Origin of the sequence: Steroidobacter sp. (assembly GCF_016790065.1) — a bacterium.
Lineage (GTDB): Bacteria > Pseudomonadota > Gammaproteobacteria > Steroidobacterales > Steroidobacteraceae > Steroidobacter.
The window spans coordinates 1-12100 of record NZ_JAEUPY010000060.1; the positions used below are offsets into that span (position 1 = coordinate 1).

Sequence of the window (12100 nt, forward strand, 5' to 3'; positions counted from 1 at the left end):
TCTGCGCCAAGAGGTCTACGTGCGTGTCTACGAAGCGGCGCGAAGAGCGCGCCCGCTTTCGGCGAGAGCCTTCATGTTCGTGACGGCTCGTAATCTCATGAACGATCGTCTACGGCGCGGGCGGGTAGTGTCCATCGAAGCCATGGAAGAGTTCGGTGATTCCACGCTTGCGATTTGCGAAGTGACACCGGAGCGGCAAGAGAGTGCGCGCGCTGAACTAAAACGCGTGGCACGTGCGTTTCGGCGTCTGTCACCAAAGTGCCGGGAGGTTGTCTGGCTGAGGCGCGTCGACGGCTTGTCGCAGAAGGAAGTAGCCCAGCATCTCGGCGTGAGTTCACGCACTGTCGAAACTCATCTGATAAGGGGAATGCAGCTGATCGCCGATGCCCTGCGTTCCACACCGGCTAGCGCCGAAGTCCAGACGCATCGAGATCGCAACGACGAGGAACGTGGCCATGGACGCCAGCAAGAAGATTGAAGAACAGGCCGCTGCCTGGCTGGTAAGGCGCGATTCCGGAGAGTGGTCGGGCGAAGATCAGACTGGTCTCGATGCATGGCTCGAGGAGTCGACTGGCCACGTTGTTGCCTACATCCGGCTCGAGACAGCGTGGCAGGAAATGCAGCGGCTCAAGTCGCTGGGGGCGGGCAGTGAGTCCAATGCCGTTCCGTCGCCTGATGACTGGATCTTATCTCCCGTCGTCAGGGCGCCCAGGTCAAAGCCAAAGCACGCGCGGGGGCGGTGGCGCCCGAAGCGCCCATGGGCGCTGGCTGCGGGCTTGGTACTCGCGGTTGCACTTGGTTTGGGAGTGCAACATTGGTCGTCCGGCAGCGCATACCAAACTCCGATCGGTGGCAGGTCCGTGGTACCCACGGCGGACGGATCGAGGATTACGCTCAACACCGATAGCAGTCTTCGAGTCAATTTCTCCGCTCACGAACGTCGAGTGACCTTGCGCCGGGGCGAAGCCTATTTCGAAGTCGCCAAAGATCCCAGCAGACCTTTCGTAGTCGTGGCGGGCGACAAGCGAGTGGTTGCCGTTGGCACCGCTTTCACCGTTCGACGCGACCACGACGATGTGCGGGTGGCTGTAGCTGAGGGGAGTGTGCGCATCTCCAGCGAATCCGCAGCAGATGTGTTGCTCGTTCAGGGCGCGATGCTGCCGACCGGCACGGTGGCGAGTGCTGAACGCAGCGGTCTGAAACTGCGGAAGAAGTCCAAAGAGGAAGTACAAGACGACTTGAGCTGGCGTACCGGCTATCTGGTGTTTCGCAATACCACGCTGATCGAGGCGGTTGCGGAGTTCAATCGTTACAACGAGCGCCAGATCGTCATCCAGGATCCGGAACTGGCGGCCGTCGAGCTGACCGGCAAGTTCAGCGTGACCAAGTACGATGCCTTCATTCGCCTGCTGGAGCGCAGCTTTCCCATCCAGGTGATGACTGAGGGTGACCGGGTGGTGCTATCCAGAAAGTAACAAACTGTCGATCTGAATTGGGCGATCTGCATTGGGCCATCCATATTCGTTTCCGGTGAGCGCGCGACTCCTTCGTCGTAACAGGAAACAGCTCAAAAGAGCTCAACGGGGAGTTTCAATGTTGAAGCCACTTGCGAAGTCCGCGCTGCTTGCCATGGCCTGCTCACTGGCAATGGCGACGGTGAATGCCGCCGATGTCGCCAAGATCGATGTGCCCGCCGGCAATCTCGCCGAAGCGCTGACCATTCTTTCCAAACAGGCGAATGTCGATCTGGTCTACCAGGCTCGCCACATCGAGAGATTTCAGACGAGGGGCGTGCGCGGGCAGTTGACGGTACGCGAAGCGGTGCAGAAGCTGCTCGAAGGGACTCCTCTGCTGATGAGCACGGATGAGTCCAGCGGTGCGATGATGATCGTCGACCCGGACAAGACCGGTGCAACCAGCAGCGCACCGGGATACATCGATGAAGTGATGGTCCACGGCAGGACCATTACCGATCCCATTCTGAGTTCAAGAACCGGCGAGACGGTGAAAGATCGACCGCAGTCGGTGAGCGTCGTGACGCGCGAACAGATGGAGGAGCAAAACCTCAACAGTGTCGCCTCGGTGCTCGAACAGACCACCGGCGTGACGGTGGTCAATCAGAGCAACACCAACTCTTTTATCTATTCGCGCGGCTTCGCCATCGATAGTTTTCAGATCGACGGTGGTTCGCCGATTCGCGTGAACATCGGCTACAGCCAGATGGCCGACATGGCCATGTACGAGCAGGTGGAGGTGGTGCGAGGCGCCGATGCCTTGTTCTCCGGCAACGGCGAGCCCGGCGGTACCGTGCATCTGGTTCGCAAACGTCCTACGGCGGAACCACAGGTGTCGGTATCGGCATCCCTCGGGCGCTGGGACAACTATCGAGGCGAGCTGGATGCCGCTGGTCCGATCGCGTGGGACGGACGAATTCGTGGCCGCGTGGTCTATATGCAAGAGAAGAGCCGCTCTTTTCAGGAGAGCATCGGCGACAGCAGGGATCGAAGTCTGGTTTATGGCGTGCTCGAAGCCGATCTGACGCCGACTACGCTGCTTGCAGTAGGTGGCAACTACGATAACAGCCACGCACCGTACGCGGGATTCGGCTTGCCTCGTTTCGGCGACGGCAGCGATCTCGGATTGTCACGTGGGGTCGTCTTTACGGCCGATTGGTCCAAGCTGGATTCGACCGGCGCCAGTGCCTTCGCTCGCCTCGAACAGCAACTCGGTGACCGATGGAGCCTGCGCTTGAACACCATGCGCGATCGCCGCGACACCGACTACAATTTTCTGGTCTCGTTCAGCGCCGTGAATCCCGTGACATCCGCGATCAACATGATCGGCGCCAGCGGTATCAATCGCAGCGTCCAGGATGTGGCGGATATCACCTTGCGGGGTAGTTTCGATCTGTGGGGCGGCACTCATCGTGTCGCAATCGGCGCAGACTGGCTGGACAACAACATTCGCGCGCCCAGCTGGTTCCTAGACGACCAACCGGCGAACGCATTCGCATTCAACCCGAGCGCCTTCGCCGATCCCGGTCGCACGGCGTTTCCGCAACGTAATGACTCGTTCGGCCAGAAGCAGAACGGCATCTACGCCAACATCAGCCTGCAGGTGTTGCAGCCGATGCGCTTGCTCGCCGGTGCGCGTTACAGCAACTTCGAATCGTGGAACGACGGCCGCGCACTGGGAGTCGGCGGCGAGACCCTTTCTTTGACGCTGAGACGCTCTCAGGAACGTAACGTGGTGACGCCGTATTTCGGCCTCACTTACGAGCTGCCCAGTAGCTGGGTCGCCTACGGTAACTACTCCGAGGTGTTTCAGTCGCAGTCCAGCAGCTTGTCCGGCCCGTTGCCCGGACGGCCGTTGGATCCAATGACGGGCGAGATGTTGGAGTTCGGCATCAAAGGCGATCTGGGGCGAGGTCGAGCGGCAACACAAATGTCGGTTTACCAGATCGAACGTGTGAACCAGGCCGTGCTGGATTCCAGCTACGCGCCAGGAGCTGGCGCACTCGGGTCGAGTTGCTGTTATCTCGCGCAGGGAGTGATCGAGAGTCGCGGCGCCGATCTAGAAATCAGTGGCAGATTGCACAATCGTTGGAACCTGATTGGCGGTTACACATACAACGAGAACGAGTACAAGTCGGGGTACAGAACCGATCTGGGCACCTCATACATGCCGCGTACGCCGGCTCATTTGTTCAAGCTGTGGAGCACCTATCAATTCGCTGGCGCGCTCGATGGCTTGAAGGTTGGCGGTGGCTTGAACGCGCAGAGTCGCACGTCCGTAGTGGGTTCACTCGCGACTTACGATCCTGTGACCGGCGCGGTGCAAACATCCACGCCATACCGCTTCCATCAAGACCCGTACGCCACAGTCAGCCTGCGCGGCGAATATTCCTTCAACGACACCTGGTCGGTGGCACTGAACCTGACCAACTTGTTCGACCGCACCTACTACCGCACGCTCGGGGATACGCGCCGGGGAAATTGGTACGGTGAACCCAGAAGCTTTGTGGTGTCCTTGAAAGGCACCTGGTAGTTCGTTGCAACTTACCGGACAGCGTCAACCACCTCGGTCGCTGTCCGGGCGGGAACATCCGACATGAAACATCGTGTGCGCCCGATGATGGGCGCTCTCTATGCGTGCACACTTTCCCTCGCGAGCCTGCATCTGTCGGCGAGTGCCATCGCCGCAGATGGGACTAAGTCGGTCGATGTGCCCGTTCAGCCGTTTTCCGGCGAGCTGCGCGGCCCGTACCAAACAGGAACGTTCGAGGCGTTTTGGGTGAACGATGCGCTCGATGATCCGAGCACGGCAGCGGTCGGCGACAAGCGCAAAGTCATGGTTCAGGCTTGGTATCCGGCGGCGCCGGCGCCGCAGTTGCCATTCGCTCCCTATGCGATCAGTCCGCAGCTGTACGGCAAGGAACACTGGGTACACCGACTGGAACACGTGCGCACGCAATCGAGGCTGAACGCGCCGGTGGCTGCGGGGCAGTCATCGTTGCCATTGTTGATCTACAACCATGGCAACGGGAATCCGCATTTCACCGGCACGTTTCAAACGGAGTTTCTGGCGAGCCATGGCTATGTCGTGGTGGCCATCGGACATCCGGGCGCGAACAGTCTCGAGCGCTTTCCTGACGGCACGAAATACAAGAACGATGGCGAACAGTGGCGTGCTCCGGCGCCGGCGGGTTTGTCGCAACGAGAGGCGTACGAGTATCAGGCGGCGCACGCCGACCTGAGCTTGTACCTGGGAGATCTGAGTTTCGTACTCGACCGTCTTACGCAGTTGAACGCCGATCCTGCGCACCCTTTTTATCGCCGGCTGGATCTGCAGCGCGTCGGTTCGCTCGGGTGGTCGCTGGGAGGGTTCGTGTCGCTGCAAGCTGCACGTGACGACTCACGAATCAAGGCGGCAGCGAATCTCGATGGCTGGCCCTGGGGATTGCTCGGCCCGAAAGGCGCGGTCACCCTCGGTGTCGAGCGGCCGGTGCTGTTGATGTTCAACGGTGGGGTCGAACCGAACGCGCAGGGCGATGGACTGGCCGATCCCGATTACATCGAAACCTGGTTTACGGTGTTCTCTGATGTCTGGGAGCTGCTCCGTCGCAGCACCAAGGAGTGGTACTACGTAAGCATCGCCGGTACCAATCACGAGAGCTTCTCCGATCGTCCGCTGTTCTTCGCGGACAAACGCAAGCAATGGATGAACCCGCAAGCGGCGCATGAGATCGTCAATGCCTACACCTTGGAGTTTTTCGACAAGCATGTGCGTGGCGCTGCTGTGGAGCCCCCGCTGTTGTCGGGCGCCAAGTCGTTTCCAGAAGCTACGTTGATCCGGCGCAGACCGCCGAAATGATTCGTTTCCAAACGCGAAGCGTGGCTTGCGCTCGGCTTGCTGCTGGAACTTATGCCTTACCTGAAAAAGAACTGCCCACAATGAAATCACTCATCGGCATCTCGCTGCTGCTACTCGTCGCCTGCACCTCGTCGGCGGCAGATCGTTTCGACCGGGCGAGGGAAACGATTCGTCAGCAGATGGTCGAATCGAATATCCCTGCTGTGTCGGTTGCGGTGGCCAAGCGCGGCAAGATCGTCTGGCAGCAGGGATTCGGTTGGGCCGACCGCGAGAATCGTGTGGCCGCCACCGAGCACACGATGTATTCGCTGGCATCGCTGAGCAAACCTATTACGGTGACTGGCTTGATGACGCTGGTGCAAGCCGGCAAGGTCGAACTCGACCAACCCGTCAACAACTATCTGGGCGACGCGAAGCTGACCATTCGGGTCGGTGAGGAAAGGGACGTGACGGTACGTCGCGTGATCGACCATACCGCGGGGCTGCCTGGCGGCAGCCAGTTTTTCTATGGTGAGGAGCGCGCATTCACACCCTCGATGGAGCAGACGATTCTGCGCTATGGCAACGTAGTGACGGCGCCGGGCGAGCGTGAGCAATACTCGAACATCGGCTACGGCGTGCTGAGCTATCTGATCGAGCGCGTGTCCGGCAGAACCTATGCTGACTACTTGAAAGCTAGCGTGTTCCTGCCGCTCGGCATGACGCATTCCTCGGTGGATGTGGCGCCCGGATTGGAGCAGTTCGAGGCGGTTCGCTATGACCGGATGGGTCAGCGCATTCCCTTCTACACGTTCGCAGAGCCGGGCGCGGCTGCGATCTATTCCAGCGCGCATGATCTGGCGCGCTTGGGCATGTTCTTCATGAAAAACCGCCTGAGTGACCAGCGTGCAATCCTCAACGAGGCCAGCATCGATCAGATGACCAACCCGGCGAGTGTCGCCAGCGGCACCGTGCTCGGTAATGTCGGCTGGCAGGCTCGCAAGAACGGTCGTCATCTGGTGTTCGGTCATTCCGGCTCCATGGCCGGCGTGACCACGGACCTGTCGATGATTCCGTCCGAAGAACTGTGCGTGGTAGTGCTGACCAACGCGTCGATCGGCGTGAACCTCTTCAAGATCCGCGACGCCGCGTTCCATGCCGTGATGCCCGAGTGGGTGCCCATGCCGCCGCGCACGCCTCCGGTGCCATCGCCGCCTTTTCAGCCAGTCAAGGAGCTGGTGGGTACCTGGAATGGCAAGATCCACACTTACGCCGGTGAGCTGCCGCTCCGGATGCAGATCCTCGCCAGTGGTGACGTGCATGTGCAGGTCGGTTCTCAGCTGGAGACGCTGTTGAACAAGGTGACCTTCGACGACGGCACGCTCAAGGGCCAGGCACTGAGTCAGATCGATACGGCAGATACCAAACGGCACCCGCACGATCTCGCCTTCGATCTCAAGCTGCGCGGCAACGTACTGAACGGCAGCGTCGCGGCGAATTCCATCAACGACCCGAGGTGGAGCTGGATCTACAGCCTGCCGCATTGGGTGGAGCTGCAGAAGCGCTGAGATTTGACCAACCAGGGTGTGTTTTTCCCGCCTACTGCGTCTCTACGCCAAGGCTAGTTTTCAGGTCGCCGTCGCTCCTCCGCCGGCGTATGACTGGCATTTGGGTTCGGGCAGGTATCCATGCCATATTCGCCGCATGGACGTCTTCAAGACCCACTTTCACAAGCTCTGCAGCATGTTGCGCAGGCGTGGGCGACGGCCGGATGAGGCCGAGGATTTGGTGCAGGAGGCATTCGTGAGATTGTTGACGTACATCGACAAGGGAGAGCAGGTTCTCGAGCCCGAGGCATTCGTCGCCCGGGCGGCGCTCAACTTGTCCGTGGATCGCAGCCGGCGCGAGCGGGTGCATTTGTATGAGCGGCGTGCGGTCGAGGAGTTCGCGCTGCCTGCGCTGACGCCGAACCCGGAAGAGCAGGCCGGCAGTCACCAATGCTTGCAGCAGGTACAAACCATCCTGGACGAAAAGCTGGGCGAGCGCGCGCGCCGCGTATTCTTTCTGCATTGTTTCGAAGGTCTCACTTACGATGAGATCGCAAAGCAGATCAACATGAGCCGACGCACGGTGGAGAAGGATCTCGCCAAGGCCATCAACGTACTGTCCGTCAGCAGCCTGCCACCGCCGTGAGTACTCCTGCCAATCCAGATCCGGCCGTGCCCAAGCCGGCGGTTGCGGAAGCCACCGCCGTGGAGCACGACCCCGTGTTGCTCAAAGCAATCGCCGAAGCTTCTGCTTGGATCGTGACGTTGCATGGCCCCGATCGCACGCCGGGCGTCGAGCGTGGGTTCCGGTGCTGGCTCGTCGAACGCCCGATGCATCAATATGCCTTCGAACATGCGACGGACACATGGAACAGAACGCGAGCCATGGTTCGCCGATCGGCACGAGTCGAAGTGAGTGTTCCCCGAGGCGCCAGCGAGCAGCCTCGCAAGAAGGTGGCGCGCACACCGTTGCTGGCGCTGGTTGCATCGCTGTTCATCGCGGTTATCGGAGTGAGCCTCTATCTGCAGGGCTCCGCGCTCAAGACCGGGATCGGCGAACGGCGCACCGTTGTGCTCGACGACGGTACCCAGGTCACGATGAACACCGCGACGCGGATGACCGTCGACTACGACCAACAGCGGCGACTGGTGCGGCTGGACTCCGGCGAAGCGTTCTTCGAAGTCGCCAAGCGTTCCGAATGGCCCTTCGTGGTCAGTGTCGGGAATCGCGAAGTCACCGCGTTGGGCACAGCTTTTCTAGTCCGCAGTGACAGTGCGCGTGTTGCAGTCACGTTGCTTGAGGGCAAGGTTGCCGTAACCGCAACTTCTGAAAGCGCAGCAGCCGCAGCGATCACCCTGGCTCCGGGGCAGAGGGTGGTGTTTGAAAAGCGTGCCCCGCCGGTGCTCGATCGCCCGGAAATCCAGAAGCTCACGGCCTGGCAGCAAGGGCTGGTGAACATCGACGACATGACACTGGCTCAAGCGGTCGAGGAAATGAATCGCTACAGCACTCTGCAGCTGGTCGTCGAAGGCCCGGCAGCGGATATTCGCGTAAGCGGAATTTTCCGAGTGACGGATTTGGAAAATCTCGCGCAGGCGGTCGCCATGACCCACGGGCTGGATGTTCATCGTGACGGCCGTCGACTAGTGTTGTCTGGCCTGCCTCAGCCGCCGAGTGAGTCCCGATTCGGACCTGCACCGCCCAAAGTCGATCAAGCTCGGTAACGTTTCGCGCGCGCATTCTTCCCGTAGGAGGGTGTGTTTTTCCGAGCTGCTGCGTCTGTACCCCGACTGTTCGCTTCCTGGCTCCAACAACAACGTGCAAAGGAAGGCACGCGGGGAATTAAAAAATGCAGAATCGATTCTCGCTGGCTGCTGCCATCGCTTGTGCCCTGACATCATCGCTGGTCACCGTTCCGGTCCTTGCCCAGAGTGAAGCTCACTTGGAGCTGCCGGCACAGCCGATGTCGATTGCACTGCGCACTCTCGGCAAACAGACCAAGACCAATATTCTTTTCGACCCGGCCGCAGTCAGAGATCTCAGCGCGCCCGCCATCAGCAGGGCATCGAACCTGGAAGATGCGTTGGCCAAACTGCTGGTGGGCAGCGGGCTGACTTTTCGTTTCGTCGATGCGCACACCATCACGTTGATTCCGGCAGATGCCGCGTCCACCAACAAAATCTCCTTCACCCAGCCGGAGAGCAGAGGGGCACAACGAGTAGCCTGGTCTGCGCAAGGGGCGTTCGCTTCGGGGGCGGAAGCCGACACCACTGCCGACGCCGACGTGATAGCGACGGTCAACGTGTTCGCTACGCTCGAGGAGCGTCTCAGCGTCGGGTCGAAGTCCGGCGGCACGCTGCGAGACACGCCTCAGTCGATCACTGTCATGACCGGCGAGCGCATCGAGGCGCAGAACCTGACGTCGCTGCAGGAAGTGTTGATCCAGACCACCGGCGTGACCGTCGGCGCTTTCAACGCGCTGGAAACGTTCTACTACTCGCGCGGCATCAAACTGGAGAAGCTGCAGTTCGATGGCGGCGCGCCCGCATATACCGGCGGATTGGGTTTCTTCTATACACCGGATACGGCGACGATCGAACGAGTTGAAGTGCTGCGCGGTGTGGACGGAATGTATTCCGGCGCGGGCGAGCCTGGCGGCGTGATCAACCTGGTCCGCAAGCGCCCTGAAGACGTCGCGGCGTTGCGAGTGAGCTTGTCTGGTGGCACCTGGGACAACTACCGGGCGGTCCTCGATGGCACCGGTCCGCTGGCGCTCGATGGGCGATTGCGTGGCCGTGCCGTCGCCTCTTACATGGATCGCGGGTACCACCTGGATCGCTACACGACCGAGAAGCAGATCGTCTATGGGACGATGGAGTTCGACGCTACCGACAGCACGCTGATCGCAGTCGGAGCAAACTACGAGAAGCGTGATGACGGCGGGTTCCCAGCTTGGACTGGCCTGCCGCGATACTCGGACGGCAGACTGCTCGAATTGCCGCGTGAATTCAGCCCCGCGCCGAGTTGGGCCCATTGGACTTTCGAGACCCAGGAATTTTTCGGAAGAGTGGAGCAGAAGTACGGTGAGACCGGCGTACTGCGGCTCAACGTGAACCAGATCGAGCAGGACAGCGAGCTGAACTACCTGGCGGTCCAAGGCGCCGTGAATCCAGCGACATTGGCCGGTTCCACGATCTATGGCACGCGAGCCGACTACTCTTCCATCCAGCGCATGCTGGATCTGTCGGCCAGCGGCAAGCTGGATCTGTTCGGACGCAGTCACAGCTACACGGTGGGCATGGACTACACGGCGCTCGATGGCGGGCAGCTCGGCTATGTGCAGCCGGGCTTTGAGTATTCCAACATGGTGCCGATCAACTACTTCAACTACGACCCGAATGCCATTGCGGAGCCGGTCGGGTACGTCTCTTCGTACTATCCGGAGCGGCAGCAATCGCAACAAGGGTTCTATGCCACGGTCGGCATTCAATTGGCGGACCCATTGCGGCTGACCCTCGGTGGCCGCTACGGCAAGTTTCGCTACAAGCATGCGCTGAAAAACATTGCCAGCGGCGTGCTGTCCCGTCTGCGGTACGACGAACAGGAGTTCATTCCCAGCGCGGCCTTGAGCTACTCGTTGTCAGATCAATGGACAGCCTATGTGAGCTACGGTGAGACGTTCAAAGCTCAGGGCAACCAGCTGAAGGGCCCGCCGCCGGGCGGCGAGGCACTGTCTCCGATCTCCGGCGACAATCTTGAACTGGGCATCAAGGGCGATGTGTTCCAAGGCGTGACCGCCGCGGCATCGGTATACCGGCTCATTCGCGAAGGTCAGGGCAGGTCCGATCCTGCGTACGCGGGGCAGGGTAGTACCAATCCGACCGACGGCACTCAGTGCTGTTTCATTCAACAGGGAAAAATCACAGTCGAAGGTATGGATCTGGAGATGTCCGGTCAGGTGATGCCGGGCTGGCAGGTGTTCGGCGGCTACACCTTCACGCAGACGGACTATGTAGGCACCGCGACCGGCGTCAGCACGTTGGGCAGAACTCCCAAGCACCAGCTCAAAATATGGAACACGTATCAGCTGCCGGGCAGGTTTTCAGCGGTCACGGTCAATGCCGGTGTTACTTCGCAGAGCAGTGCCTACTACGACATCTATGCCTACGGCGGTATGACGTTGTGGAACGCCTCGGTCCAGTATGTGCTCAACGACAGCTGGACGGTGGCTCTCTCCGGCGACAATCTCACCGATAAATCGTACTGGCAGCCGACTGGCGAATTGGATCGTCAGAACGTCTACGGCACGCCTCGCAGCCTCACATTGTCCCTGCGCGGGCACTGGTAGTTCCTGGTGCTCTGGTACGTCGCACGCACCAATGTTTGCGTGTGACGTACCGGTCGCGTTGTTCCAGCTGTTTGCCGACGCGGTAGCGGACTGCCCCCATGGGTTACGTGACTCTTTGCAGTGCTCGTCAGTTTATTTGTGTCGCGGTCACGATTCTGGTGGGCGTGGCGCAGGTCGATGCCGAGCCTGCGGATTACCATCGAGCCGAAGCGTTCACGCCGAAGGAAGTGATGCGCCGGCTCTACGGCGATCTGGGTCTGACAGATGCCGCACACCGCGAGGATTCTTTCGCCCCCGCGTTCGACCCGGAAATCGTGCGGCCGCAGTGGATCGATGGCGAACGCTTCTGGTATGTCTATCGCGAAGCTGCGGATTCGCGATTGGTCATAGTTGACGCAGCTTCAAGTAAGCGCAATACCGTTTGGCTGAAGCATCTCGCCGCGGCGGCGCAGGCTCAAGGCGGCGGCGCCGCAACGGTCCGTGTGACCCATGTCGATGCCGATGCAAACATCGTTTTCAGCCATGGCGAGCGTAGCTGGCGTTTCGATCCACGGACGGGTCGTGCTGATCCGATGGTTGTCGGTAGCGCGGCCCGCCGACCTGGTCTGACCGATGCGGTGGCGATACCCGATGGCAGCGGCTGGCTGGGTCTCGAAGACTATAACCTCTGGATCGAAGCTAGCGACGGCAAGAAGCAGGCGCTGTCCCGTGATGGTGAACTGTGGCGGGACTTCTGCGCGGCATACGGCATGCCCGATTCGCGCTTGCCGATGCACGAATGCCTGGGATGGTTTGCCGGAGGCAGGCGTTTCTGGATCGAGCGTTGGGACAACCGCCAGGTCGGCGAAGCTT

The 12100-nt window shown here is 60.5% G+C and carries 9 protein-coding genes; all 9 read left to right on the forward strand.

Annotation, left to right across the window (positions count from 1 at the left end; translation table 11 throughout):
• The coding region (locus tag JNL55_RS02270; protein WP_293848730.1) for an RNA polymerase sigma factor at nt 1-478 on the forward strand (478 nt) is incomplete at its 5' end.
• Nucleotides 456-1475 (forward strand): FecR family protein, encoded by a 1020-nt coding sequence (locus JNL55_RS02275; protein ID WP_415922985.1) that lies wholly within the window; start codon nt 456-458, stop codon nt 1473-1475. The genes JNL55_RS02270 and JNL55_RS02275, both read left to right, overlap by 23 nt.
• A 118-nt stretch (nt 1476-1593) precedes the next feature.
• Nucleotides 1594-4047, forward strand: a complete 2454-nt coding sequence (locus tag JNL55_RS02280; protein ID WP_293848732.1) for a TonB-dependent siderophore receptor — start codon at nt 1594-1596, stop codon at nt 4045-4047.
• A 63-nt stretch (nt 4048-4110) separates the two neighbouring features.
• A complete protein-coding gene (locus tag JNL55_RS02285) occupies nt 4111-5373 on the forward strand; it encodes an alpha/beta hydrolase family protein (protein WP_293848734.1) in 1263 nt (420 codons plus the stop codon).
• Nucleotides 5374-5453: 80 nt separating this feature from the next.
• Nucleotides 5454-6920 (forward strand): serine hydrolase domain-containing protein, encoded by a 1467-nt coding sequence (locus JNL55_RS02290; RefSeq protein ID WP_293848736.1) that lies wholly within the window; start codon nt 5454-5456, stop codon nt 6918-6920.
• 136 nt (nt 6921-7056) lie between these two features.
• Nucleotides 7057-7545, forward strand: a complete 489-nt coding sequence (locus tag JNL55_RS02295; protein ID WP_293848738.1) for an RNA polymerase sigma factor — start codon at nt 7057-7059, stop codon at nt 7543-7545.
• A complete protein-coding gene (locus JNL55_RS02300) occupies nt 7542-8624 on the forward strand; it encodes a FecR family protein (protein WP_293848740.1) in 1083 nt (360 codons plus the stop codon). Before JNL55_RS02295 ends, JNL55_RS02300 begins: the two co-directional genes overlap by 4 nt.
• A gap of 125 nt (nt 8625-8749) precedes the next feature.
• A complete protein-coding gene (locus JNL55_RS02305) occupies nt 8750-11248 on the forward strand; it encodes a TonB-dependent siderophore receptor (RefSeq protein WP_293848742.1) in 2499 nt (832 codons plus the stop codon).
• A gap of 98 nt (nt 11249-11346) precedes the next feature.
• Nucleotides 11347-12100: hypothetical protein (locus tag JNL55_RS02310; protein WP_293848743.1), on the forward strand; the 754-nt coding region annotated here is incomplete at its 3' end.

Excerpts from the sequence above, each read along its gene's own strand:
- JNL55_RS02305 (WP_293848742.1), top strand. The coding sequence starts at position 8,750 with ATGCAGAATCGATTCTCGCTGGCTGCTGCCATCGCTTGTGCCCTGACA.
- JNL55_RS02290 (WP_293848736.1), top strand. The coding sequence starts at position 5,454 with ATGAAATCACTCATCGGCATCTCGCTGCTGCTACTCGTCGCCTGCACC.
- JNL55_RS02285 (WP_293848734.1), top strand. The coding sequence starts at position 4,111 with ATGAAACATCGTGTGCGCCCGATGATGGGCGCTCTCTATGCGTGCACA.
- JNL55_RS02280 (WP_293848732.1), top strand. The coding sequence starts at position 1,594 with ATGTTGAAGCCACTTGCGAAGTCCGCGCTGCTTGCCATGGCCTGCTCA.
- JNL55_RS02295 (WP_293848738.1), top strand. The coding sequence starts at position 7,057 with ATGGACGTCTTCAAGACCCACTTTCACAAGCTCTGCAGCATGTTGCGC.
- JNL55_RS02275 (WP_415922985.1), top strand. The coding sequence starts at position 456 with ATGGACGCCAGCAAGAAGATTGAAGAACAGGCCGCTGCCTGGCTGGTA.